Genomic DNA, 26,276 nt, shown 5'->3' with positions numbered 1-26,276 from the left:
ATTCAGTAAGGAACCACCGGCGCCACGTGCCGCGCGCCGCTTTCTTCGGCGCGCATGCGCTGCAGCGCGCGCAGACAGTAATAGCCGAACCACAGCGCCGAAAAGACCAGGATGAATGCATAGATCCAGATCGTCGCCGCGGTGATCACCGGAAACAACACGATCAGCCAGACCGACGACGCCCATAGCAGCGTCGGCAGCGAGCCGAGCAAGCCGCTCGCCACGCCGATCAGCAGCAGCGGCAAACGGTAGCGGCGCACCAGCTCGCGCCGCTCGTCACGGCTCGCATGTAGCGCGAGCGCGTCGTACGTCATGACGCGGTAAGTGAGCCAGCCCCATAGCAGTGGCGGAATCAGCGCGAAAAACGGCGGAATCAGCCAAAGCGGCAGCGTGACGATCAGCAGCACCAGACAGACGAGCGTGGTCCACAGTGCCTGCGCGAGACTACCGTACCACGTTCCGCCGCGACGCATTTCCAGGCTGGCAAACTGCCGCGCCGACAGATGGCGGATCACGCCCGGCATGGATAGGGTCGCGATCAGCATCAGGACGGTCATCACGATCAGCGGAATCGCCATGGCAATCACAATGAACGGCGCAAGCGCCGCATGCAGCGACGAAAATCCGAGCCAGTCGAACAGGTGATACAGCGTCGTCGTAAACGACCAGCTTTCGAGCCACACGCGCGTGGTGCCGATCAGCGTCTGCCAGGAAAACCACAGGATCACGCCCCACACGACCGTCGCCGCGAAAAACGGCACAAAAGTCAGCCAGAGCATGCGCGGGTGGAGCGCGCTTGCCAGCGCGCGCCCGAACGAGCGCAACAAATCATTCATGCGAGCCAGTGCAAGTGAACGAAACGGTTGGACAAAGGGACGCCGCGCAACAAACGGAGACGGCGGCACACGTGGACAGGATAAACCACGCGCGGTGCGGCCGGTAGCACCGGTCATCGCGAAGACGGGAAATGGCAGGTTGCGCGAGGGGCTGCACGGGCTTGCCCTGCGCGGACCGACAGGTGGGGACGATCCGCGGTAATTCAGCGGCGGGTCTGCGCCAGGTCTGCGGCAATACAGCGAAGGAATTTCCAGCTGGCGAGAGACCGCCGCTGTCAGACGGCCGTTGCGTCATTGCCCCGCGTGGCACGCTTCTTCGACGACAGGCGCCCCGCGATACGCACGAACGCGAGCCCATGCTGTGCCCAGAAACCCTCGCCATAACGGCGTCCGTCGAGCTGGTCGCGAATGCCGGTTGGCTCCATTTCGCGGCTCCACGACACGCTGCCGAACAGCATGTCCCACCACGGAAACAGCACGCCGAAGTTGCAGCCGTACTTGAGGCCTTCGCGAGCGTAGCCGATTGCATGATGGCGGCGGTGGAACGTCGGACTCACCAGAAGCCGCTCACCGAGCCAGCCGAAATACAAGCGGATATTGGCGTGCTGCACGCTCTGCGCCAGGTTGGTGACGGCGACCAGCACGACGAACTGCGATGGGGGCACACCGATCACAAGCGCGATGGTCGCAAAGAAACAGGCTTGCAGCAGATCGTCGAGCAGATGATTGCGGTCGTCGGACCAGAGCGACATCTGACGCTGGCTGTGATGCACGGCATGGAGTTCCCACCAGAGCCCGAAACGATGTTCGAACCGGTGATACCAGTAGCCGGCAAAGTCCAGCACCAGCAGATACATCGCAAACGTGACGATGGGTTGCGTGGTCACGCCGGGCCACAGATTGTCGAATTCAAGACTCGCAATATCGTGCAGACGCAGCCAGCTCTGCACGCTATCAAAGAAGGGCTGCAGCGCGAAAAAGAAAAACAGGTTGAGGATGCCGAGCTTGGCGATCCACGTATAGAGCACGTCGACGCGCACCGCCTTACGATTCTCCCACCGCTCGACCGGGCGCAATGCTTCGAGCGGACGCAGCACGGCATACATGGCGAGCACTTCGAAAACACCCACGATCACCCAGTACAGGCTATCGAACGTGTCTTCGTCGTAGTCCATCAGGTTGAAGCGGAACAGAAGCGGCTGCACGAGATCCACGTACAGCAGCGTCTGCACGGTCGAGACCAGGCTGTCGAGAGAAGAGAAAATCAGATGAAACATGATGCTCGCTTTACCTCAGCTATGACGCCGCAGGGCCTTCCCGCCCTGCTGCGCGCCGATGCCCCGCTCATGCCCCGCTTACGCCCCATTCGGCGCGGTCACCGGCGCGCGGTCGAAGAAATAGATGCCGTGCGGCGAACGGCCGACGGCGATGGTCTGGATCAGCTTGCGCGTATTCAGATCGATGATACCGATGTGCTTCGCGAAGCGGAACGTGACCCACAGATAGCGTTTGTCCGAGGACAATTCCATGTCGTCCGGTCCGGGCATCAATCCGCTGATGTCGCCGACGTTGGTGAGGGTGTCTTCGTCGATGATGCTGATCGTGCTCGCGACGCGATTGGACACGGCCACATGCTTGCCATCCGCCAGCGAGCGGAAGTTGTGCGCTCCGTTGCCGGTCTGGATGGTCTTCACGATCTTCTGGTTACGCCAGTCCACCACCGCCACATAGTCCGCGCCGGTCATGCCGACCAGCAGGTACTTGTCGCCCGGCGTCATCCACAGGCCGGCCGGCACCTTGCCGACCTTCATTTTCCACTTCACTTCCTGCGTGGCCAGGTCGACCGCCGCCAGCTCGCCCGAGACCTGCAACGTGACGAAAACGGTCTTGCTGTCGTTCGTGAAAGCCAGGTGGCTAGGCATCACGGCGAGCGGCAAACGCTTCGCGAGCGTCATATTGTTCTGCGCGTCGTAGTGGTAGATGTCGAGGCGGTCCAGACGCAGGCCCGTGGTGACGAGCCATTTGCGGTCGGGCGAAAAACCGATCTGATACGGATCTTCGATGTTCTCGACCCAGCGCTGTACCTTGCCGGTTTTCGGGTCGACGAACATCAGGTTGTTCGACACCGAATTGGCCACGATCAGCGACGAGTTGTCCGGAGTCGCCATCAGGTGATGCGGCTCCTTGCCGGTGGGCACCGTGCCGACGACCTGGCGCGTCGCTTCATCAATGAGGCTGAGGGTGGCCTCGCCGGAGTTGAGCACGATCACGTTGTTGGCGTGGGCAGCGGGGGCTAGCAGGCCTGCTGCGGCGACCAGCGCCGCGCTTGCGGCGAATGTGGCGCTCAAGCCGCGGAAAAGAAATTTGCGCATGAAAACTCACTTCGAAGAACACCTTGCATTGTAAAGCGTTTGTTAGCGCAAGCGGTTGATCCGGATGGGGTATCGACAGCAAAAAGGTTGCGGCGCACCACGGCGGGGGAAGCCGGCGATGCGGCGCCGGCTGATCCTTTCTCCAAAGTTGAATGCCAATCACGTCAGGTTACCTATGGCGAACGGATAACCCTGGCCGGATCTGCCACGGGATATTAACGAGAATATAAATTTCCGCTCAACCCACCCATCAACGTATTGTTGAACTCTTACATGTACGCCATATCAATAAGAATCAGTAAGAATTTTCTCGATTTAATTTATTTTAAAACATCTATTTACAGTTCAAAAAATAAAATTGATCTGACGCATACTTTTTAAGAATTCACTTATATCGACGGTGCCCCGCCCTGTCTGACAATCGCCGCGATCATCGCCCATGCTCTTAACCATGGTGGACACGAGGGCGTGAAGCATTCGGTCAGAACGCGCGGAAAATTTCAGCAGGACAGAGACAGACGGAGAAACCGCGGTCGGTATGTCAAATTTTGTGCGCGGCCAAAAAGGGCGATGGCGCTTCCCTGATTCGAATGCATTTTTACGCCAGCCACGCTAGTAATACCGCGGAGTTTTTTTAAGCATGAACAGAATCTATAAATCGGTTTGGAATGAAACGACGGGCGCGTGGGCCGCAACGTCGGAAACGGCGCGCTCGAAGTCGAAGCGCGGCGTGTCGCGCAAGCTGGTGATGGCGCGCGCTTTGATGGCGGGGGTGGTAATGACGGGAGCGGCCGGCGCGTACGCGCAGAGTTCGGCTGATTATTTCGATGCAACCGGAGCTGGCACTGTCCTCGACAGCGCAGCCTTCGCCGGGCTCAACGCGCAAGCCGTCGCAGCCGGGGTCGGCGCCTCGGCGTCCCAGCAATATTCGATCGCGATCGGCAGCAATTCGAATGCGAGCAATAGCGGCTCGATCGCCATCGGCGCCAATGCGTTCTCGAGCGGCGTCGGTGCATTGGCAAACGGCACGGCCGCAAGGGCGGGCAGCGACAACGCCACCGCCGTCGGCACACAAAGCGCGGCGCAAGGTATCGGCGGCACAGCGCTGGGCGCCCGCACCGCAGCGTCTGCAGCCAACTCCGTCGCAATCGGCTACGCCGCCAATGCTTCGGCGAGCAACAGCGTCGCCCTCGGTGCGAACTCGACTACCACGGCCAATCTGACCACCACCGCTTACACGCCGAATGGTGCCGGCGCCACGGCAATCGCCGCGAGCACCGCCAAAGGTGAAGTGTCGGTTGGCTCCGACAAAAACGAACGCCGAGTGACGAACGTCGCCGCCGGATCCGCGGACACCGACGCGGTCAACGTCAGTCAGTTGAAGTCCGTCGACAACGAAGTCGGCGCGATCAGCACCCAGGTCAACACCATCAGCGGTCAGGTCACCACCATCAGCGGCCAGGTCAATACCCTCAGCAACCAGGTCAACACCATCGCCGACAGCGGCACCTTGCACTATTTCAAGGCCGAAGGCCTCGCCGACGGTTCGGACGACGCGCTCGCCGGCGGCACGCATGCAGTCGCGGCAGGTGCAAGCGCCTCGGCCAGCGGCGACTATTCGGCGGCGTTCGGCTACGGCGCGCAGGCGTCCAGCACGGGTTCGGTTGCCATCGGCGAAAATGCAACGGCTTCGAACGGTGTTGCAATCGCCGCCGGAGTCGGGGCGAATGCCAACGGCCTCGGATCTGTTGCATTGGGTGGTTATTCCACTGCGGGCAGCATGGGCACCGCTATCGGTGCCTATTCAACCGCCAGCGGCACCAATTCCGTCGCACTCGGCCAACTTTCGGTGGCTGACCAGGACAACACCGTCTCGGTCGGGTCGGCAACCAGCCAACGTCGCATCACCAACGTAGCAGCGGGCGTCGACCCGACTGACGCCGTCAACCTGAGCCAGTTGCAAGCCGCCACGGCCAGCGCCGCCGCAACCTCGCACTATTTCAAGGCAGACGGTCTTGAGAACGGCCAGGATGACGCGATCGCCAGCGGCGACCACGCCGTCGCAATCGGCAGCGGTGCCCTCGCCTCTGGCCCTCAGGCTTTCGCAGCGGGCACCAGCTCGTGGGCAACCGGCACGCACAGCACGGCTGTGGGTACCCTCTCATGGGCGTATAGCGACAACTCAACCGCGCTTGGCGCCAACTCGGTCGCGGGCAGCATCGGCGATCCGACCGTCACCGCCGCTACTGCCGTCGGCTCCTACGCCCAGGCTACCGCGCAAAACGCCACCGCCATCGGCAATCAGGCCACCGCCAGCGCCGACAACTCAGTCGCCCTGGGCCAAGGCTCCGTGGCCGATCGGGCGAACAGCGTCTCGGTCGGCTCGGCCGGCAACGAACGCCAGATCACCAACGTCGCCGCCGGTATCGCCGATACCGACGCCGTCAACGTCTCGCAGTTGAACGCCGTCGCAAGTCAGGCCAGCGCAGCAGCGGCCAAGGTCGACGGCGCGGTGATGTATGACACCAACGCGGACGGCACCGTCAACAGGAACAGCGTCACGCTCGGTGGTGATGGCGGCACAGTCATCCACAACGTCGCAGATGGCGTGATCGCTACCGACGCGGTCAACCTCGGTCAGCTCGATGCCGCGATCGGCAGCGCGATCAGCAACATCTCCGGCAACACCGGCAGCGCCTTCTTCAGCGCCGACGGCGACACCAACACCGAAGCCGCCCAATCATCCGGCACGCATTCGATCGCAGCCGGCGCCAATGCGCAGGCATCCGGCACGAACGCCGTTGCCATGGGCGCGAACTCGGTCGCAAGCGGCAACAACACGACGGCACTCGGTGCAGGCGCAAACGCCAGCGCCGACAACGCGGTCGCATTGGGCCAGGGTTCAGTCGCAGATCGCGCCAATACGGTGTCGGTGGGCGCGGCCGGTCAGGAACGCCAGATCACCAACGTCGCCGCCGGTGTGCAGGGCACGGACGCCGTCAACGTCAACCAGATGAACCAAAGCGTGAGCAACGCGTTGGGCGAGTCGAAGGGCTACACCGACGACCAGATCCGTTCCGCGCGCCGCGATTCGTACGGCGGCACAGCGTCGGCACTGGCGGCCGCGGGTCTGCCTCAAGCGGTTCTGCCCGGTCATGGCATGGTGGCGGTCGCGGGGGGCACGTATGCCGGCCAATCGGCCATTGCGCTCGGCGTATCGCAACTGTCCGAGACCGGCAAGTGGGTCTACAAGGTGCAAGGCACCAGTGATTCGCGTGGCCAGTTCGGCGCGTCGATCGGCGCCGGCATGCACTGGTAAAAACGAAGGTCTTGTCTCGCCCGATAACCGCGAGCAGCGAGTGGATGCAGGTCCGGGCGGACCTGCATCTTTTGCGCGACACCGGGTCGTTCATCCGGTGTCGCGCTTTTTTCTCCTCCGGTGCCGTGGACGCCGTGCTGACGGACTTGCAGCATCAAGCTTCAGGGGCCGCTTCCACGAGGTGACAGCCGTGCCCTCACCGCTGCATCGACTCCCACACCTTGTACAGCCGTTTGACCGATACCGGCATCGGCGTGCGCAACTCCTGCGCGAAAAGCGAAATACGCAACTCCTCCAGTAACCAGCGGAATTCCGCGAGCCGCGCATCGGCGACGCCGCCGCGCTGCGCGAGCGCGCGCTGATAGTTCTGCAGCAAGGGCTGAAACTCGGCGAACTGCCGTGCGTCGCGGGCCGCGTCGGCTTTCAGCTTGTCGACTCGCAGCGCAATGCCTTTCAGATAGCGCGGAAAATGTGATAGCTGCGCATAAGGCGTGTCGATCACGAAGCGTTTGCCGATCAGCGCATCAAGCTGGTTTTGCAGATCCGCGTAGGCTGCCGTGAATGACTTCGCCTGCACGAGCTTCTTCGTCACCGCGGCATACTCGCTAAGAATCTGCCCCACCAGGCGCGCGATCTCCTGCGCAAGCAGCGTCAACCGGCTGCGCCCTTCGTCGCGCCGTGTGTGAAACGACACGTCGTCGTCCGGCAGCGGATCCTGCAAGCAGGCGCGATCGAGCGCGGTATCGATCAACTGGTCGCGCAACTCTTCCTGCGTGCCGCGCGGCATGAACTGCATGGCCATTTCGCGCAGACCGGGCAGATTCTTCTCCAGATACCTGATCGGCTCCTTCAACTGCAGCGCGAACAGACGGCGCAATCCCGCGCGGTGAATGCGCGCGGCCTCATCGGGCGAATCGAACACCTCGACATCGCAATGCGTGCCGCGGTCGACGAGAGCCGGGTAACCGAACAGCGTTTGCCCGCCGCGGCGAATTTCCAGCAACTCGGGCAGCTTGCCGAAGTTCCACGTAGTGAGCTTTTCGTAGAGCGCGGTCGTGGGCGTGCCGTCCTGCGCCGAGGTTTGTGGAACCGCAGTCCCGCGTGCTACGCGGTTCGCATGCGCGTCGCGTGCGGCTCCAGCCACACCGGCCCGCGCCGCTGCATTGCCACCATCCGCACCGGCAGAGCGGGCCTCACCCGTTGCGGCGCCCACGGCATCCGCCAGCGCCGCACCCGCCGCGCCTGAGGCAATCTTCTGAAAATGCTGCTGCGCCTGGGCGCCCAGTTCCGCACGCAATTGCGCGAGATTGCGGCCCATCGCAAGCTGCCGCCCGTGCTCATCCACGACCTTGAAGTTCATGAACAGATGCGCCGGCAGCGTCTCAAGCTTGAAGTCGGACTGTTTCATCGCGACCTGGGTCTGCTCACGGACGTCGGCAATCAGCGTCTCGAGCAGGCCACCCGCGCCGAAGCGCGGACCGCCATGCCGCTCGACAAAGGCCGCCGCATATTCCGGCAGCGGCACGCAATGCCTGCGCAGCTTCTGCGGCAATGATTTGAGCAGCAGTTGCGCCTTCTCCTTCAGCATGCCCGGCACGAGCCATTCGCAGCGCCGCGCGTCCACCTGATTCAGCGCGTACAGCGGCACGGCGAGCGTGACGCCGTCGCGCGGCGAACCCGGTTCGAAGTGATAGGTCAGCGCCATTTCGACACCGGCCATCGTCATCCGCTTCGGGAACAGGTCGGTTGTGACGCCGGCCGCTTCGTGGCGCATCAGATCGTCGCGCGACAGATACAGCAGGCGCAATTTCTCTTCCGGCTGGCCGCTTTTCTTCACTTCGTCGCGATACCAGCGCTCGAACGACGCGCCCGTATAGATGCCTTGTGGAAGCGCCTGATCGTAATAGGCGAAGATCAGTTCGTCGTCGACCAGCACGTCCTGGCGGCGCGACTTGTGTTCGAGCTGCTCGATATCCGCGAGCAGCTTGCGGTTATGCGCGAAGAACGCGAGCTTCGTGTCGAATTCGCCCTCGACCAGCGCGCCGCGAATGAACAACTCACGGGCTCGCGCCGGATCCTGCTTGCCGAAGCTCACGCGGCGGCGGTGATAAACCGGCAAGCCGTACAACACCGCGCGCTCATACGCGGAGACCTGCGCCGCGCGCTTTTCCCAATGCGGCTCCGAAAGCGACTTCTTCAGCAGATGCGCGCCAATCCGTTCGATCCACTCCGGCTCGATCTTCGCGATACATCGCGCGTAGAGCCGGCTGGTCTCGACCAGTTCTGCGGCCATCACCCATTTGCCGGCCTTTTTCACCAGCGCCGAGCCCGGCCACAGATAGAACTTGATACCGCGTGCGCCGAGGTAATACGGCTCGTCGTCGGCTTTCAGGCCGATGTTGCCGAGCAGGCCCGTCAACAAGGCGAGATGGATCTGCTCGAAGGTCGCTTCGGCCTCGTTGAGCCGCCAGCCGTGCTCACGCACCACCGTCAGCAATTGCGAATGCACGTCACGCCATTCGCGCAGACGTAATTGCGAAAGAAAATTCGCGCGGCACTCGTCCTGCAACTGCCGGTTCGATTTCTTGTGCGCAATCGCTTCTTCGAACCAGTTCCAGATCTTCAGCCATTGGAGGAATTCGGAACGCTCGTCGGCGAAGCGCCGATGGGCCTGGTCGGCCTGCTCCTGCGCTTCGATCGGCCGGTCGCGCGGGTCCTGCACCGACAGCGCGCTCGCGATGATCAGCACTTCCTTTAATGCCTGCTGATCGCGCGCGGCGAGAATCATCCGGCCGACCCGCGGATCGAGCGGCAGGCGCGCGAGTTCGCGGCCGAGCGGCGTGAGCTCGTTGTCGTCGTCGACGGCGCCGAGTTCGTTCAGCAGCTGATAACCGTCGGCAATTGCGCGGCCAGGCGGCGGTTCGATAAACGGAAAGGTTTCGATCGCCGTCAGATGCAGCGACTTCATCCGCAGAATCACCGACGCCAGCGACGAGCGCAGAATCTCCGGGTCCGTGAAACGCACGCGCGACTGGAAATCCGTTTCCTCGTAGAGTCGAATGCACACACCGTCTGCAACGCGTCCGCATCGTCCGGCGCGCTGATTGGCGGCCGCCTGCGAAATCGACTCGACCTGCAACTGCTCGACCTTGTTGCGGTACGAGTAGCGCTTCACGCGCGCCAGACCCGTATCGACGACGTAGCGAATCCCCGGCACCGTCAACGAGGTTTCCGCAACGTTGGTCGCCAGCACGATGCGGCGCGCGTTCGATGCGCGGAACACACGCTCCTGCTCGGCCGCGGACAGCCGCGCGAACAACGGCAGAATCTCCGTGTGCGGGGGGTGGTGCTTGCGCAGCGCCTCCGCGGCGTCGCGGATTTCGCGCTCGCCCGGCAGGAACACCAGCACGTCGCCTGGGCCTTCGCGGCACAGTTCATCCACTGCGTCGACGATCGCGTCCATCAGGTCGCGGTCGGTCTCGCGCTGAGTCTTCGGCCGTTCGCGCGAGGACGGCGCGGCGCCTTCCGCGGCTTTCACAGCCGGGCTGTCTTCCGCCACCGGGCGATAGCGCACCTCGACCGGATACAAACGGCCGCTCACCTCGATCACCGGCGCGGGCTGGTCGGCGCTGCCGAAATGGCGCGCGAAACGATCCGCGTCGATGGTCGCGGACGTCACAATCACCTTCAGCTCGGGGCGCTTTGGCAGAATCTCGCGCAGGTAGCCAAGCAGAAAGTCGATGTTCAGACTGCGCTCGTGCGCTTCGTCGATGATCAGCGTGTCGTACGCCTTCAGCAGCGGATCGGTCTGCGTTTCCGCGAGCAGAATGCCGTCCGTCATCAGCTTGACCGATGCGCCGGGCGACAGGTTGTCCGTGAAACGCACCTTGTAGCCGACCACTTCGCCGAACGGCGTGCCGAGTTCTTCGGCAATGCGCCGCCCCGTCGCCGAGGCCGCAATCCGGCGCGGCTGCGTATGGCCGATCAGACCCGCGCCGCCCGCGCCGAGTCCGCGCCCGAGTGCGAGGCAGATCTTCGGCAACTGGGTGGTCTTGCCCGAACCGGTCTCGCCCGAGACGATCACGACCTGATTTTCCGCGATCGCGCGCGCGATTTCCTCGCGCCGGCCAGACACCGGCAGCGCTTCGGGGAAGGTGATCGGCGGAATCGGGTTCGGCTCGACGACGCGCGTGGGGCGCGCCGCTCGTGCCTCGCGTGGCTCGCGCCGCTCTTGACGAGTGCCTTGCGGTGGCGGCTTGCTACCTTCCTGCGTGGGTTTGCGCGGCGCAGCCTGCTGCGGCTTCGGCGCAGTTTTTTGCGGGTGCGAGCGCCCGTCACGGCGCGCCTGCGCCTCATGCGGCTGCGTGGGAGTGGGCTGGGTCGGCGTTTGAGTCGGCGTTTGGGCTGGCGCGGAAGGCTGCGCAGGCGCGTGCGCGGCGTCTCCGGCGCGCCGAGGCTCGCGTGCGGATTCCGTAGCACCGCGAGGGGTATCGGGAGCCGCGCCGCGAGCGACATCGCCGGCGCGGGTTTTGTCCGCATCCGACGCGGCTTTCTGATTCGCCCCAGCGGGACTTTTGGGTACATTCGACATGGGGGCGCATTATAATCCCGGGCATGAATTCCCAAACCGACCTCGTCCCCACGCCCGCGAGCGCTCCGGCCCCGTCCGGCGCTGCGGAATCCGACTCGCAACACGCGCAATTCGTCGACTGGATGCGCTCGGTCGCCCCCTATATCCACGCGTTCCGCAACAAGACGTTCGTCGTCGGGTTCGGCGGCGAGGTGGTGCATCAGGGGCTGCTGAACGCGCTGGTGTCGGACATCGCGCTGCTGCAGGCCATGGGCATCCAGATCGTGCTGGTGCACGGCTCGCGGCCGCAGGTCGAAGAGCAGATGAGCCTGCATGGCGTGGAGTCCGAGTTTTCGCACGGCATGCGCATTACCGATGCGCGCGCGCTGGAATCCGCGAAAGAAGCGGCCGGCGAAGTGCGCCTGGACATCGAGGCGGCGATCAGCCAGGGTTTGCCGAACACGCCCATGGCGCACGCGCACATCAGCGTGGTGTCCGGCAACTTCGTGACGGCGCGTCCGGTCGGCATTCTCGACGGCGTGGATTTCGCCCACACCGGCGTGGTACGCAAGATCGACGCGGATTCGATTCGCCACTCGCTGGCAAGCCGCAAGCTCGTGCTGCTCTCGCCTCTCGGCTTCTCGCCCACGGGCGAAGCGTTCAACCTGGCCATGGAAGATGTGGCGTCCGCGGCGGCCATCGCGCTGCGCGCCGACAAGATCGTGTTCCTGACCGAAACGCCAGGCCTGATGCAAGACGGCGAAGACGGCCCGGAACTGGTCCGCGAACTCTCGCTCGACGACGCCTACAAGCTGCACGAGAGCGGCGAAGTCACCGGCGACGCGGGTTTCTATCTGAAGCATTCGATCCGCGCCTGCCGCGGCGGCGTCGCGCGGGCGCACATCATTCCCTATGCGCTGGACGGCAGCCTGCTGCTCGAACTGTTCCTGCACGATGGCGTGGGCACGATGATCTCGTACGAGAATCTCGAAAGCCTGCGCGAAGCCACGCCGGACGACGTAGGCGGTATTCTGGCGCTGATCGAGCCGCTCGAATCGGACGGCACGCTGGTGCGGCGCGGACGTCACCAGATCGAACGCGACATCGACCATTTCTCGGTGATCGAGCACGATGGCGTGCTGTTCGGCTGCGCGGCGCTGTATCCGTACACGCAGGAGCGCATCGGCGAGATGGCATGTCTCACCGTCGCGCCCGAAGCGCAAGGCACCGGCGACGGCGAGCGGCTACTCAAGCGTATCGAACAGCGGGCCCGCGCGCGCGGCCTCACACGCATTTTCGTGCTGACCACGCGCACCGAACACTGGTTCCTGAAACGCGGCTTCGTGAAGGTAACGGTCGACGACCTGCCGGAAGATCGCCGCCGCCTCTATAACTGGCAGCGCAAGTCGCTCGTGCTGATGAAACAGCTCTGAGCGTCCCCAAATAAAAACGGCTGCCGCATCACCCCACACTGAATAACAGGAGAATCACAGCATGGCTCGTATGGTTCAATGCGCGAAGCTCGGCAAGGAAGCCGAAGGCCTCGATTTCCCGCCGCTGCCGGGCGAACTCGGCAAGCGGATCTACGAAAGCATCTCGAAGGAAGCCTGGCAGGCGTGGCTCAAGCAGCAGACCATGCTGATCAACGAAAACCGCCTGAACATGGCGGATCCGCGGGCGCGCCAGTACCTGATGAAGCAGACCGAGAAATTCTTCTTCGGCGAGGGCGCGGATCAGGCATCGGGCTACGTGCCGCCATCGCAGAGCTGAGCGACGGCTTTCGCTTGCCGGTAGGGTTGCCGGTCCGCGTGCACCAAAAAATCCGCGCCAGGTGCGCGGATTTTTTTCGTCTGAAGGATGCGCAAAGAGCCGCTTTTTGCATTGCGCCGCGCCCGTTTTCAGTCTCCGTTTTCACCGCCGGAACGCGCCAACCCAAGGGTCATTTTCACCCCGAATCCAGCCTCTTCCCCGGTCTCCGAAAATTCGCCGTAGCCCCCAGCCCGCAAGGGATTGAGCGTCATTTCCAGCACTCCCCACCACAACCGCGTTTGCGCGATCCTCCGTCATCGTGCTATCATGTCGCTCGTTTCAACAGTCTTTAACCATCAATCGCGTTCAATTCATGGTGTGGCGCCGTGCGCGGCGCGCCTCGGATTGAGCTGTTTTTAGACAAGAAGGCTTGTCGGTCGCTTCGCGGTTCAGGTCACGCATCCGTCGCGAAAATCACCGGCCTTTTTCGTTTCAAGCCTGACAGCGGCGCGCAGGGCATTCCGTGTCCCCAGCGTCCTCATGCATCTGCCCCCCTTCCACGGCCACGCAGATGCAACGACTAGCAACAACGTAGACCAGTGCATTTCCGCGAAACGTACGCGGGGCATGGGCGTTTGCTTTTTCTTTTTGCGCCCCTGCACGGCTGATGTGCCTTCTGGCCGCGCAACCGTCGCCCTTGTCGCCCTTATCGCGAAACTGCACTTCCCCAGCACCCGTGGCGGAACGTTCATGCGCGTTTTCATGAGTTTCGTCGCAGTCATTGGAGTATTCACCTTGACCGCTTCCAGCAACGGCTTCTGGCGACACAACCAACAAGAACAACGCCTTTCCCTCGACGACATCACGGTCGTCGACAAATCCCTCCTCAAGCGGGCCGTCGGCGCCATGGCGCTCGGCAACGCCATGGAATGGTTCGACTTCGGCGTGTACAGCTACATCGCCGTCACGCTCGGCAAAGTCTTCTTCCCGTCGAGCAGCCCGTCCGCGCAGTTGATCGCCACCTTCGGCACCTTCGCGGCGGCCTTCCTCGTGCGTCCGGTGGGCGGCATGGTATTCGGGCCGCTTGGCGACCGCATCGGACGTCAGCGCGTACTCGCGATGACCATGATCATGATGGCGCTCGGCACCTTCGCGATCGGCCTGATTCCGAGCTACGCCACGATCGGCATCTTTGCGCCGGTCCTGCTGCTCGTCGCACGTCTGGTGCAAGGCTTCTCGACCGGTGGCGAATACGGCGGCGCCGCCACCTTCATCGCCGAGTTTTCGACGGACAAGCGCCGCGGCTTCATGGGCAGCTTTCTCGAATTCGGTACGCTGATCGGGTATGTCCTCGGCGCCGGCACGGTTGCCGTGCTGACCGCCACGCTATCGCACGAGGCGCTGTTGTCGTGGGGCTGGCGTGTGCCGTTCCTGATCGCGGGTCCGCTGGGTCTGGTGGGTCTGTACATCCGGATGAAGCTCGAAGAAACGCCCGCGTTCAAGAAGCAGGCCGAGCAACGCGAAGCGGAAGACAAGGCACTGCCCAGGCAAACCTTGCGCGAACTGATCGCGAAGCAATGGCAGCCGCTCTTGCTGTGCGTCGGCCTCGTGCTGATCTTCAACGTCACCGACTATATGGCGCTGTCCTATCTGCCGAGCTACCTGTCGTCGACGCTGCACTTCGACGAAACGCACGGTCTGTTCCTCGTGCTGCTGGTGATGGTGCTGATGATGCCGATGACGCTGTTCGCCGGCCGTCTGTCCGACACGATCGGGCGCAAGCCGGTGATGCTGTTTGGTTGCGTGGGTCTGTTCGCCCTGTCGATTCCGGCGCTGCTGCTGATCCGCACGGGCACGATGCTGCCGGTGTTCAGCGGCCTGCTGATTCTCGGCGTGCTGCTGTCGTGCTTCACAGGCGTGATGCCGTCGGCCCTGCCGGCGCTGTTCCCCACCAGGATCCGTTATGGCGCGCTGGCAATCGGCTTCAACATTTCCGTGTCGCTGTTCGGTGGCACCACGCCGCTCGTCGCCGCGTGGCTGGTCGACAAGACCGCCAATCTGATGATGCCGGCGTACTACCTGATGGGCGCATCGCTGATCGGCGTGGTGTCGGTGCTCGCATTGCGCGAAACGGCGCGCCAGCCGCTGCTCGGTTCGGCACCGTGCGTCGCCACCCGTGCCGAAGCGCACGCGGTACTGCGCGGCGAACGCGAAGCCGAAGAGATGGACGACCGTTATGCGACGGCACGGGCTTGAGCGAGCGTCGTCTAATCTGATGAGCCTATGAGGATGATGCGGGCGCATGCCACATCGGCATCACCGCACGCAGCGCAGTACCTGGAACGGGCCGCCGTGAGTTTCATGGGCGGCCCGTTTTTCATGCCAGCAACGGATGCAGCGTCGCCGTTGCGTGCGCGCCCTGCACCACGAGCAGGCCCGCCGACACCGGCAATTTGAAGCGCCTCGGCCCGGCGCTGCCGGGGTTGATGAACAGCACGCCGTCGCGCTCGTCGAGCAACGGCTGGTGCGAATGCCCGCTCACGACCACGCCGATTCCCTCGCTGCGTGGGTTCACCTTCAGATCCGCGATATCGTGCACCACCAGAATCGTCACCTGCTGCACCGTCAGCGTGATGTGGGTGGGCAAGGCGCGCGCCCACGCGCCCGTATCGTTGTTGCCGCGCACCGCGGTGACCGGCGCGATGCGTTCGAGTGCGTCGAGCACCGCCTGCTCGCAGATATCGCCAGCATGAATGATGGCCTCGCATCCCGCGAGATGCGCCAGCGCCTCGGGACGCACCAGGTTGTGCGTGTCGGAAATCAGACCAAGGCGGGAGATCGTGGTGCGGGCGTTCATGCAGGTGGGTAGTGAAGTGCGAGCCACACGCTCGGCACGCTGTCATGCGTCCATGCGACGCGATGCCGGCAGTGTGCCTCGATCAGCACATAATCGCCCGGCTGCATCGCAAGCGCGGGTGCTTCACCTTCGAACTCGAGGCGCGCCGCGCCGCTGAGCAGCACGACCCATTCGTCGCGCGGGCTGTCGTACCAGAAGTCCGGCGGGCTCGCCTGACCCGTGGAGACGATCCGTTCCAGCGTCATGCCGCCCTGCTCGACGAGCGTATCGACACGCTCGTCGACGCCGCGCGCCGCACTACCTTCGCTAAACAGGGTGCCGACACGTGGCATAGGGGCTCCTGACCGAATTCGCGATTTCAGCACGCCATACTGTGCGTGATTCCGACTGGCCCATGTTGCGTGCGACCTCTCACTTCATTGGCTTCAAACCGTCGAGCAAGGTCGGCACCAGTTCGCTGATGGTGGGATGGATATGCAGCGCGTATTGCAAGGTCGGATACGGCGCGCCGGCCGTCATGATGTCGATGAACGTGTGGATTGCTTCATCACCCTCGATGCCGTGTATCGCCGCGCCGAGTATCTGTTTCGTCTGCGCATCGACCAGCACCTTCATGAAGCCATCGGTTTCGCCGCGCTCGCGCGCGCGGCCGACGCGCGACATCGGCATGGTCGAAATCAACGCGGCACGGCCGGACTGGCGCACTTCCGTTTCCGACATACCCACCCGCGCGAGCGGCGGATCGACGAACACCGCATACGCCATGATGCGTGTGTCGACGCTCCGTTTGCCGCCTTCCAGCAGGTTGGCGGCGACGATCTGATAGTCGTCGTAGGACGTGTGGGTGAAGGCACCACGGCCGTTCACGTCGCCGATAGCCCACACGCCCGGCAACTGGGTGCGCAACTCGCCGTCGACAGGAATGACGCCGTGCCGGTCCGTTTCGATGCCGGCGGCAGCGAGCCCCAGATCGTCGGTATTCGGCTTACGGCCGGTGGCGAACAGCAGATGCGAAGCCTCGATGGCGGGCCGGCCGCCGTCGAAGCCGAGGCGCACTCCGTCGCCCGCAAGCGGCGTCAGGCTCTGCGGCTCGGCGCCGAAACGGAATTCGACGCCCTCGCGCGCCAGCACCTTCTGTACGCTTTCTGCGAAGTCGGCGTCTTCGCGCGCCAGCACGCGCTCGCCGCGCACGATCACCGTGACCCGGCTGCCGAAACGGCGAAACACCTGAGCAAATTCGAGTGCGATATAGCTGCCGCCGACAATCGCCAGATGTTCCGGCAATTCGGTCAGCTCCAGCAGGTTCGAATTCGTGTAGTAACGGATGCCCGCGATGCCTTCGAGCAGCGGCACGACCGCGCGCGTGCCGGTATTGATGAAGATTTCGCCGGCCTCGAGTTCGTCGACGATCTGATTGTCGTGGTCGCTGATACTGAGCGTATGGGCTCCAGTAAAGCGTCCGTGACCTTTGAACACCGTGACGTTATCGGCGCTGCGCAGCCATTTTTCGACGCCATCCCGCGACTGGCCGATGATGCCGTCCTTGCGAAGCTTGACCTGCGCCAGATCCACCGAAACCGGCCCTGCCACATGCACGCCATATTCCGCGGCATGCCGCGCCACGTGGGCCACGCGCGCACTCGCTACATAACTTTTGGTGGGGGTACAGCCGACATTCACGCAGGTGCCGCCGAACGCAGCCCGCTCGATCACAGCCGTCTTGCGGCCGCTCTTGCCAAGGCGCACCGCGAGTGGGCCGCCTCCTTGTCCAGTACCGATCACGACTGCGTCGAAGCGCTGTAGCATGGCAGACCTCCTGAAACCCGTGGGCGGGTTCGTGCCATCTTACGCCAGCAGTCACTGGATGTTGCCGAAGTTGTCCTGAGGGCTTTTGCCTTACGCCGCCGGGCTTTTAGCGATGCCCGGCATGATTACTGCCTGCCCGCGCCTTACGCGTGGCAGTTGTGGCAATGACTCGCGCAGATCAGTTCGCGCGAACGTTGCAGCGCCGCGCGGGCGCCACGGGTGGCCACCAGCAGGCCCACCTGGCTCAGGTTGAAATCCTGCGCCACCATTATTTGCATCAACTCCACCATCGGCAGGACCAACGATGGATGATAAAGCTGTCTTTCGATCAAGGCTCTCATATCCGCTCCAACCCGTCGCGCCGCTTCGGCTCCACGCCTCTACTAACGTTTCGATGGCTGGATTCTAGAGATCGGGGAACTTTGGATAAATAGCCGGATCACGAAGTCACTTGTCCGAGATTGCGAACAATCGGACGAGCGGGCGCAAAGCCATGCTGGGCGGGGCACAGAAGGAATTCGCGCGACCCCGTTGGGACCCGCGCCACGAGAAAAAAACACGACTGGAGAAAGGCCGTCGGCAACCTCCATACGCCCGACGAGGTTATTTCACCCCTCACCCACCCGTCACCACGCCCTCGCTCCTGCGGCTTTCCAGCAGGTTGCGCGCATAGGCGCTCGCGCCCACCGGCCGGCTGAACAGATAGCCCTGCTGCTTGTCGCATTCGATCGAACGCAAAAAGGCGGCCTGGGCCTCGGTTTCGACGCCTTCGGCGGTCACGTTCATGCCGAGCGAATGCGCCATCGCCACGACGGCCTGGGTGATGGCAATCGAATCGCGATGATCCGGCAGTCCCGCGACGAATGAACGGTCAATCTTCAGATTGTGCAGAGGAAAGCGCTTCAGATAGGACAGCGACGAATAACCGGTGCCGAAGTCGTCGACGGAGATCCGTATGCCCATGTCGGTCAGCGCGCTCAACATCGGCAGCACGGTTTCGCTGTCGCGCATCAGCAGGCGTTCGGTGATCTCCAGCTCCAGCGCATCGGCCGACAGACCGCAGCGTACGAGGCAGCGTTCGATGCGCTCCACGAGGCCGTCGTTGAACTGACGCGGCGACAGGTTGACGGCAATCACCAGATCGGCGGTAAGTGTACGGCGCCATTCGGCGACCTGCTCGCAGGCGCGCTCCATGACCCAGTTGCCGATCGCGATGATGAGCCCGGTGTCTTCCGCGACCGGAATGAACTCCACCGGCGAGACATCGCCCAGTTCGCTGTTGTACCAGCGCAGCAGCGCTTCCGCGCCGACGGTCCTGCCACCCCGGCTGTCGATGATCGGCTGGTACACCAGACTCAGCTCGCCCGCCGCGAGCGCGCGCCGCAGCAATTGCTCAATGGCGAAGCGCCGTTGCAGATGCTCATTGAGTTCAGGTGTGAAGAACTGGAAGTTATTGCGGCCACGCTGCTTCGCTGAGTACATCGCCGAATCGGCGTTGCGCATCAAGGTGGGCACGTCCTGGCCGTCCTGGGGAAACAGGCTGATGCCGATCGACGCGCCCAGGTAGTACTCGTTGTCTGCCACTGCGAACGGCACGGCGATCGTCTCGAGAATCTGCCGCGCCAGCGCGATCAGATCCGCGGTGCCTTCATAGCCGCTCACCACGATCACGAACTCGTCGCCGCCCACCCGCGCGAGCGTGCCGTCTTCCGCCACGCACGAGGCAAGACGGCGCGCAACGCTGCACAGCAAGGCATCGCCCGCTTCATGGCCGGCCGTGTCGTTGACCTTCTTGAAGCCGTCGAGATCGACGAACAGCACGGCGACGCGCGCCAGTTCACTCAGACCCGACGGCTCGAACAGATCGCGCATCCGGTCGGCCAGATAAGTGCGGTTATACAGGCCGGTGAGCGAGTCGCGCGTGGCGAGGAATCTGAGCTGCTGCTGGGCCTTGCGCACCGGACCGATGTCCGTAAACGAGATCAGCACCGAACTCGGCTCGGTCTCGCCGGGTTTCACGATGGGCACGACGTTTTGCGTGATCCAGATGGTCTCGCCGTCGGTCAGCTCGAGCCCGACCGTCATGCCCAGCACCGGCTTTCCGCTCGCGAGCACGCGTACCGTGGGGCGCTCGGCTTGGGCGAGCGGCGTGCCGTCCTCGTGAAAGGCCCGCACCATGACCGTGAAGATATCGTGGCCGACCAGATTGGCAGGCGCATGCAAAATGCGCAGCGCGCTCGGATTGCAGGCGAGCACGGTGCCGCTGCGCGATTGCACCACGATCCCTTCATTGAGGTTATTGACGACGAGGCGGTGATGCTCTTCGCTTTGCGCAAGACGTTGCGCCATCGCATCCTGATGGACCGCGAGGCCGACGCTGCGGCCGATGTCGCGCAGGATCGCTTCCTCTTCCGTGCTCGGCCGGCGCGGACTGCGGTAATAGACGGCGAACGCGCCGAGCACCATGCCTACGTCGTTTTCGAACGGGATCGACCAGCAGGCACGCAGGCCGATCGGCAGCGCGAGATGCCTGAAATCGGCCCACAGCGGATCGGTTTCGATGTCCTCCACCACGATCATCCTGCGCAGATACATCGCCGTGCCGCACGAGCCCACCTGCGGGCCGATTGCCGCGCCGTCGAGCGCGGCGGTATAGGACGGCGGCAACGACGGCGCGCCGCCGGTGCGCACGTGCACGCCGTCCGCGTCGAGCAGCAGGATCGTGCAGCTCGCGCCTTCGCCCAGCAACGTCTCCGCGCGCCGGCATACTTCGTCGAGCAGCTCCGGCAACGGCGTATTGCGCGTGATCAGCCGCAATACGCTGCGCTCGGACGCCAACACCTGTTCCGCGAGCCCCGATGAATAGCGGGTCCCGTCAGACTCTGCGCCAACCCTGTCAGCTGGTGTCACCCGGCTAGTCATATCTGAGCCCCCTATCCCGACATCGGCAGGATTGGACCGGCAGCGCACCGGGGTTTACGCGAAGCTTTGCGATCGCCCCTTTGAGCGCGGCGAAACCGCTTCATGCGTTTTGCATGACGTGCGGCACCTTGATCTAGTTGTGCGTGTGCAGGTCCGGATTCAGTTGCCCCCAGGTCTTGGTTCGCGCAATTGCTTCGACCGCGCCGGTCTGCGAATTGCGGCGCAAAAGCCAGCCTGGCTGGCCGGACAGCGTGGCCGCCTTGACCACGGATCCGTCCGGCAAGCTGACCCGGGTGCCCGCGGTGATGTAGCAACCGGCCTCGACGACGCAATCGTCGCCAAGCGAGATGCCGATTCCCGCATTGGCCCCGAGCAGGCAGCGCTTGCCCACCGACACCACCTGCGAGCCGCCGCCCGACAGCGTGCCCATGATCGAGGCGCCGCCGCCGATATCGCTGTGATCTCCTACTACCACGCCGGAGCTGATGCGCCCTTCGACCATCGAGGTGCCGAGCGTGCCCGCGTTGAAGTTGCAAAAGCCTTCGTGCATGACGGTCGTGCCGGGCGCCAGATGAGCGCCGAGGCGCACCCGATCGACATTGGCAATCCGCACGCCCGAGGGCACCACGTAGTCGGTCATGCGCGGGAATTTGTCGATGCTGGTGACTTCGAACGGGGTGCGCGAGGCGCGCGCTTTGAGCCGCACTTGCGCGACGGCCTCCACCGCGCAGGGCCCGAACGATGTCCACGCGACATTCGCAAGCAGCCCGAACAGGCCGCTCAGATTGGCCTCATGTGGCTGGATCAGCCGATGGCTGAGCAGATGCAGGCGCAGATAGACATCGTGCGCGTCGCTGGGCGGCTCGCTCAGCGACGCGATGCCGGTCCGCACACCCACCACCTCCACGCCCCGCCGTTCGTCAGGGCCGACGCAGTTGGCGGCGGCATCGCCGATGGCGCGCGAAACGTCGTCGTGTGTGAGGCGCAGCGTGCCGCCCACGACCGGCTCATCGGCCAGCGCGGGCTCGGGAAACCAGCTGTCGAGGACGGTCCCGTCGGCGGCGATGGTCGCGAGACCCACCGCCGATGCGCCGCTCGTTCTGAATTCGCCTGGTGCCATCGCCACTGCCTCCGCAAAGAGATTCATGTCATGAGCCGTTCGGGACGTGGAGCCGCGTGTGGATCGTCCGACGGACTTCGGGCCCAGCCTGCCGCAGGCCCGCGGTCCACTCGGACCCGGGCCGCCCGGCCAGTTGCTTGCGCTTCAGTTACGCGGCGGTCTGCCCCCCGAGCCACCACCCTGACCACCGCCCTGACCACCGCCCTGACCACCACCGTGGCTTCCGCCGTGGCCTCCGCCGCCCGGCCTGGCGCCGCCTCCGTTGCCAGGCGGACGACTTGTGCCTCCGCCTGAGCCGCCCGAAGGGCGCCCTCCCGCACCGTGCGACGGTCCGCCTGGTGGCCGGCCATTGCCATGACCCGGTGGCCTGCCTCCGTGGCCTGGCGGCTGGCCTCCGTGACCCGGCGGGCGCGCGCCTGGGGGACGCCCATGTCCTCCATGTCCGGGGCGCGGCGGCGGACGATGCGCCCAGCGCGACTGATCGCGATACCACGGCCGGCCACGGTAATAGTTGCCCCAATAGGTGCCAATCGAGAACGTGACGATCGGCAGGCCGATCGTCGGTCCGTAGCTCAGGATGGGGACATTGCTGCCCTGATATGGGTAGCTAAGGCGTCCAGCGTAAACCCAGCCGCGCAGGTTGGGTAGTGCGATATCGCACCATGAGTAGCCTGCCACGCAACCCATCACCGTGACGGGCACGCCGCCTGCCAGTTGCGTCACGATCGGGTAGTCGGGTGCCGGGCCGGCGCGCAGGTTGACCGGGCCGTTGGTGAAGGCCTGGCTTTGTGCGAAGGCCGCCGCAGGAACGATCAGCAGACTGGTTAAAGCCGCAAACAGGTAGTGGACGTACTGTCTTCGCATTCTGACTCCTGGGCTGGACTGGCTAGGCGTGGTTCGTATGAAGCGCTTTGTTCCTACCTTTTGCAGCGTGAGCTAGCGTACCGCATCCCGATCGACGACGCAGCCGCGTACGGGTGCCGACGGGCGCGTGGTGCGCGTGCCCTGGCGCGTCTCTTTTCGTGCCTTGCGTTGTGCCTTGCCGCCTCATCCGTTCATTACGGGCCGAAATACCTGGTAAGCAGATCAGGAAGTGCGGCTGTTTTTGCGGTCTGCATGCGGGCCGCCCGGGCTGATCATTCGTCGCACGACCGAACCAGTGACTTGCCCGGACCGCCATGAAGATATACCGCACCGTATGTTTCGCCAGCTTGCTGCTTGTCCATTCATTGGTCCACGCGACCAGCTTCGATTGCAGCAAGGGCCGCTCGGTCACCGAGCAGATGATCTGCCATCACGCCGATCTGTCGAAGCTCGACGACCAGCTCGGCAAGCTGTATTGGCAAGCCCGCCGCCGCGTCTCGAACCCGAAGGCCTTCCGCGCCGACAGCGATAGCAAGTGGGTGTGGCGCGAAGCCAACTGCAGCGACGAAGCCTGCCTCAATACCTGGTACAACGGCCGCATCGCGGAACTGCGAGAGTTGCTTGCCGGCCTGCAGCAGGACCGTTCCGGCGTGCCGCTGCAGGCAGCACCTCGCCCGCGCGATATCCCCGCTGAGCCGGAGACGCCTGTTGAGCGAGGCGAGCTCGCACAAGCGCGGCAAGCAGCGCGGCAAGCAGCGTCCGTACAGGCGAAGCCTGATGTGAAAACGCCGGCGCTGCCGGAGACAACCGTACAGGAAACTGCAAGGACACGCGCAGACGCCCCCTCCGACGTAAAGACAGAGGCCAGCACAGAGGCCAAACCCGAGATTGCCCTGATTGCCCATGAATGCACCGCAGCCGATCCGGGCATCGTCCTGCACGAGCAGTGCAACACGGTCCTGAAACAGGACGCGCGCTGGAGCTATGCGCCGCGCAATGGCGACTGGTTCTGCGGCATTGCGACCGTCGGGCAAGCGCCGGCGGCGCAAGAAGCATCCGTGCAAGAACCGACGGCGGGGTTGAGGCCGGAAGCCACGCCCTGACACGCGCGCTGTAAGCGGCGACGCAACGGCAGCGGCCGGCTTCCAGCGGCCCGCGCCGGTATCACTTGCGCGCCGGTATCAACTATCCACCGCGATCCCGACCAGGTACCCCGCCACCGCGATCCGCACGCGCCGCAGCAAGCCTCGCGCATCGGTTTCGCCGCGCTCGCCGGCGGCATCGATGATGCCGTGCGCGAGTGCCAGGACATCCTGCGCGGCCAATTCGCGATCGGCCACCCTGGGCGCATCGTCGAGCTGCAACGCGTCGACGATCGCCTGCTGCAAAATGCCGGCGACACGCTGATTTTGTTCGTCCACCGGCAGGCGCCGCTCCTCGAAGTCGATCATGCGGGCGAGCGCCGGGCGCCGCATCTGATGCTCCACCGCGGCGCCGATCAACCGTTCCAGCACCGCTGCGCACGTGCCGCCCTGTGCAGCTTCGCGAGCCTGCTGCAGCAAAACCGCCGTTTCGCGTTCGATCAGGCGGGCGGTCAGCGCATCGCGATTCGGAAAGTATTGGTAAAGCGAACCGATGCTGACGCCCGCCCGCTCGGCAACCGCATTGGTGGTGTAGCCGTCGAGCCCTTCGGTCTCGAGAATGCGAGCCGCCGCCTCGACGATCGCGTCGACGGTGGCGGCCGAGCGCCGCTGTAGTGGCGCCTTGCGGGGCGCGAGCGGATCATGGGCGGGTTTGCGAGGCATGGCTGGAAAGCGAGTAGTGAATACGAGCGAATACTCATATTCTAGCTTCTCCCTCCACCCGAACGGAACAAGCCCACATGACTCACCCGCAAACAGGCGCTGAACAAGGCGCTGCACCGATCATCCTGACCGTCTTCATGCTCGTCAAAACCCAACCCGAATGGCTGGCGCTGGCGGGCGACGAGCGCGTGCGCCTGATGCGCGAACACATGGCGCCGATCCTGCGCGAGCACGCCGGACAGGTTCGTCTGCGGTACTACGACGCCGAGTTCTATTCGACCCGCGTCACCGACGTCTGGATGTGGGAAGTGACCGATCGCGAGGCGTATGAGCGCGTGGTCGAAGCGTTGCGCGACACCCCCATCTGGGATCGCCTTTTCGACATCGTGGAGATTCTGCCGGCCGTCGAAAACGAGGATGCGCGCAGGCATCATCAGGCCATGCTGGCTGCTTGAACGACTGCGGCGCGGGCGCGCTATCCGGCACTCGTCAATTGCTGGAAGTGCGCCCTCGTCCCGGGACTGCGGCTCAGGCCTCTACACCGGCTTCAGCGTCAGCCTCAGCCGCCGCCCGCTCGCACAGCGTCGCCGGATCGATCAGCATCAGGGTGCCGCGGCCGGGCAGCTCCACCGCCTCCTTCATGCCGTTGCCAAAGCCATTGCCGAGCTGCCGCGTCAGCATGGCGGGCACCGGAATGCGGCTGGCCGCTTCGATCGTCACGATATTGTCGACCGCATCCACGACGAGTCCGTACTTTTCGCCGCGATGCTCGACGATCAGGATCTTCGCGTGCGTCATGTCGTCGTACGGCGGCATATCGTACATGGCGCGCACGTCGATCACCGTCACCAGTTCGCGGCGCAGTTGCAGCGCGCCGCGCACGAATGCCGGCGTGCCAGGCGTGACGACGATGTCATTCGAGTAGTCGATCACCTCGCGCAACTGGCCGATGCGTACACCCAACAGATGAATCAGGCGAAACGTCACGTAGGTCTCGCGCGCGAGGCTGCGTTCGCGGGCGGTGGCCCCCGTCTGCGGCCGGTTGCGATACAGATCGTGGTGGCCGCGTGCGATCGCCGCGATCCGCTCGTGCGCGCACAGGGCGTCCGGATTCAGCAGGATGATGCTGTCGCGCCCCTCGTTGCCGAGACATCCGGCGAACAGCGCGACGTGCCGGCGGCTGTAGGCCGGCATCGCCATCAACTCGTCGTCGCGGTAGGCGACGATGCTGCGCACTTCGTCGACCATCAGGCCGACGTGAACGTCGTTCTGGCTGAGCACGACGATGCGCCGTTCGTCGGCGCTCGCGGCCTCATCCGGCGCCGCTGCGTCATCGCGAGCGAGGCCCATGAAACGCGTGAAGTCGATCACCGGCAGGGTCGTGCCGCGCAGATTCAGCATGCCGATACAGATCGCGTCGGCGAGCGGCGACGGGTGCATTGCCGGCACGCGGATGATCTCCTGGATGGCCGCCATCGGCAGCGCCAGATGCGCGCCGGCGACCCGAAACGAGACAGTCTGGCGCCGCGGCTGCACGCGCCGCCCTGAGGCAGCGGCACGGTGATGCAGTTGCGGCACATCCGGCAGCCCGAGCAGCGCCGCCGCCGACAGGATCTGCAAAATCCGGTCGCCGTCGTTCAGCTTGAGCGCGCCGCAAATCACGAGCGGCGCATTGTCCGGGCGGTCGAAAGCGATTTTTTGTGCGGCCGGCACGCGCAGAATTTCCCCGGTCGCATCGAACAGCAGCCCCACGCGCGCATCGCCCAGTTCGACGATGGCGATCTTGCTCGCTGAGCGCTCGCCACGCTCCGGCAGATGCAGCAACTGGCGCAGGTCGACGATCGGAATCAGGGTGCCGCGCAGGTTGAAGAGGCCGAGCAGATGAGCCGGCGCGAGCGGCACCGGCGTGACCGCCGCCGGATAATTGACCACTTCCTGCAGGGCCGCCACCGGCAGCGCCAGTTCGGTCTCGCCGAGATGGAACGAGCCGAACAGTTCGACGGCGGGCGTGCCGGTCGTTGCGGCAGCGTTGCGGGTGAGGTCCATGACGGAAATC

19 protein-coding genes are annotated in these 26,276 nt (G+C 64.2%); 6 read left to right on the top strand and 13 right to left on the bottom strand.

Features of this window, described 5'->3' with window-relative positions:
* Window positions 1-2: 2 nt before the first annotated feature.
* The 3 genes from VGH41_RS23985 to VGH41_RS23975 all read right to left on the bottom strand — a co-directional run bounded on the left by VGH41_RS23985 (window position 3) and on the right by VGH41_RS23975 (window position 3,208).
* Window positions 3-836 carry an EI24 domain-containing protein gene (locus VGH41_RS23985; protein ID WP_331600142.1) on the bottom strand — a complete coding sequence of 278 codons (834 nt, stop codon included), beginning with the start codon at window positions 834-836 and terminating at the stop codon, window positions 3-5.
* A gap of 275 nt (window positions 837-1,111) precedes the next feature.
* On the bottom strand, window positions 1,112-2,113 hold the full coding sequence (locus tag VGH41_RS23980) for a sterol desaturase family protein (RefSeq protein WP_331600141.1): 1,002 nt from the start codon (window positions 2,111-2,113) through the stop codon (window positions 1,112-1,114).
* Between the two features lie 78 nt (window positions 2,114-2,191).
* Entirely contained in the window at window positions 2,192-3,208 is a 1,017-nt protein-coding gene (locus tag VGH41_RS23975) for a beta-propeller fold lactonase family protein (RefSeq protein WP_331600140.1), read from the bottom strand.
* Between the two features lie 640 nt (window positions 3,209-3,848).
* Between VGH41_RS23975 and VGH41_RS23970 the strand changes: the two genes are divergently transcribed.
* The gene (locus tag VGH41_RS23970) at window positions 3,849-6,527 is read left to right on the top strand and encodes a YadA-like family protein (RefSeq protein WP_331600139.1); all 2,679 of its coding nucleotides are present in this window, start codon (window positions 3,849-3,851) and stop codon (window positions 6,525-6,527) included.
* 196 nt (window positions 6,528-6,723) lie between these two features.
* Here VGH41_RS23970 and hrpA read toward each other — a convergent pair whose 3' ends face one another.
* Window positions 6,724-11,118, bottom strand: coding sequence for an ATP-dependent RNA helicase HrpA (hrpA, locus tag VGH41_RS23965; protein ID WP_331600138.1), 4,395 nt, complete (start codon window positions 11,116-11,118; stop codon window positions 6,724-6,726).
* 23 nt (window positions 11,119-11,141) lie between these two features.
* Here hrpA and argA point away from each other — a divergent pair, with 23 nt between their 5' ends.
* The 3 genes from argA (at window position 11,142) to proP (ending at window position 15,102) form a co-directional block, all read left to right on the top strand.
* Window positions 11,142-12,530 (top strand): amino-acid N-acetyltransferase, encoded by a 1,389-nt coding sequence (argA, locus tag VGH41_RS23960; protein WP_331600137.1) that lies wholly within the window; start codon window positions 11,142-11,144, stop codon window positions 12,528-12,530.
* A 61-nt stretch (window positions 12,531-12,591) separates the two neighbouring features.
* The gene (locus VGH41_RS23955) at window positions 12,592-12,867 is read left to right on the top strand and encodes an oxidative damage protection protein (RefSeq protein ID WP_133648312.1); all 276 of its coding nucleotides are present in this window, start codon (window positions 12,592-12,594) and stop codon (window positions 12,865-12,867) included.
* Between the two features lie 741 nt (window positions 12,868-13,608).
* The gene (proP, locus tag VGH41_RS23950) at window positions 13,609-15,102 is read left to right on the top strand and encodes a glycine betaine/L-proline transporter ProP (protein ID WP_331600136.1); all 1,494 of its coding nucleotides are present in this window, start codon (window positions 13,609-13,611) and stop codon (window positions 15,100-15,102) included.
* A 121-nt stretch (window positions 15,103-15,223) separates the two neighbouring features.
* Here the strand turns inward: proP and VGH41_RS23945 are convergent, their stop codons facing one another.
* From VGH41_RS23945 to VGH41_RS23915, 7 genes are all read right to left on the bottom strand, one after another.
* Entirely contained in the window at window positions 15,224-15,703 is a 480-nt protein-coding gene (locus VGH41_RS23945) for a metallophosphoesterase family protein (RefSeq protein ID WP_331600135.1), read from the bottom strand.
* A complete protein-coding gene (locus tag VGH41_RS23940) occupies window positions 15,700-16,035 on the bottom strand; it encodes a cupin domain-containing protein (RefSeq protein ID WP_331600134.1) in 336 nt (111 codons plus the stop codon). The genes VGH41_RS23945 and VGH41_RS23940 overlap by 4 nt, the downstream gene beginning before the upstream one ends.
* Before the next feature lie 79 nt (window positions 16,036-16,114).
* The gene (locus VGH41_RS23935) at window positions 16,115-17,509 is read right to left on the bottom strand and encodes an FAD-containing oxidoreductase (RefSeq protein WP_331600133.1); all 1,395 of its coding nucleotides are present in this window, start codon (window positions 17,507-17,509) and stop codon (window positions 16,115-16,117) included.
* A 143-nt stretch (window positions 17,510-17,652) separates the two neighbouring features.
* Window positions 17,653-17,850, bottom strand: coding sequence for a hypothetical protein (locus VGH41_RS23930; RefSeq protein ID WP_331600132.1), 198 nt, complete (start codon window positions 17,848-17,850; stop codon window positions 17,653-17,655).
* Between the two features lie 274 nt (window positions 17,851-18,124).
* Complete coding sequence (locus VGH41_RS23925; protein WP_331600131.1) at window positions 18,125-20,431, bottom strand: putative bifunctional diguanylate cyclase/phosphodiesterase; 2,307 nt, start codon at window positions 20,429-20,431, stop codon at window positions 18,125-18,127.
* 133 nt (window positions 20,432-20,564) lie between these two features.
* Complete coding sequence (gene dapD, locus VGH41_RS23920; protein WP_349257406.1) at window positions 20,565-21,578, bottom strand: 2,3,4,5-tetrahydropyridine-2,6-dicarboxylate N-succinyltransferase; 1,014 nt, start codon at window positions 21,576-21,578, stop codon at window positions 20,565-20,567.
* Between the two features lie 117 nt (window positions 21,579-21,695).
* Window positions 21,696-22,415 (bottom strand): SH3 domain-containing protein, encoded by a 720-nt coding sequence (locus tag VGH41_RS23915; RefSeq protein ID WP_331600130.1) that lies wholly within the window; start codon window positions 22,413-22,415, stop codon window positions 21,696-21,698.
* A 314-nt stretch (window positions 22,416-22,729) separates the two neighbouring features.
* Here VGH41_RS23915 and VGH41_RS23910 point away from each other — a divergent pair, with 314 nt between their 5' ends.
* Window positions 22,730-23,518, top strand: coding sequence for a hypothetical protein (locus tag VGH41_RS23910; protein WP_331600129.1), 789 nt, complete (start codon window positions 22,730-22,732; stop codon window positions 23,516-23,518).
* Between the two features lie 78 nt (window positions 23,519-23,596).
* Here the strand turns inward: VGH41_RS23910 and VGH41_RS23905 are convergent, their stop codons facing one another.
* Window positions 23,597-24,220: a TetR/AcrR family transcriptional regulator gene (locus tag VGH41_RS23905; protein ID WP_331600128.1), complete on the bottom strand. Its 624-nt coding sequence runs from the start codon at window positions 24,218-24,220 to the stop codon at window positions 23,597-23,599.
* 77 nt (window positions 24,221-24,297) lie between these two features.
* Between VGH41_RS23905 and VGH41_RS23900 the strand changes: the two genes are divergently transcribed.
* Window positions 24,298-24,675, top strand: coding sequence for a darcynin family protein (locus VGH41_RS23900; RefSeq protein ID WP_331600126.1), 378 nt, complete (start codon window positions 24,298-24,300; stop codon window positions 24,673-24,675).
* A gap of 73 nt (window positions 24,676-24,748) precedes the next feature.
* Here the strand turns inward: VGH41_RS23900 and VGH41_RS23895 are convergent, their stop codons facing one another.
* A complete protein-coding gene (locus tag VGH41_RS23895; RefSeq protein WP_331600125.1) occupies window positions 24,749-26,266 on the bottom strand; it encodes a chemotaxis protein CheW in 1,518 nt (505 codons plus the stop codon).
* Window positions 26,267-26,276 lie beyond the last annotated feature (10 nt).

It is taken from the genome of Paraburkholderia sp. (genome assembly GCF_036488795.1).
Taxonomy (GTDB): domain Bacteria; phylum Pseudomonadota; class Gammaproteobacteria; order Burkholderiales; family Burkholderiaceae; genus Paraburkholderia.
The sequence above is the reverse complement of the archived record's forward strand: the minus strand, read 5'-3'. Positions and strand labels throughout refer to the sequence as shown.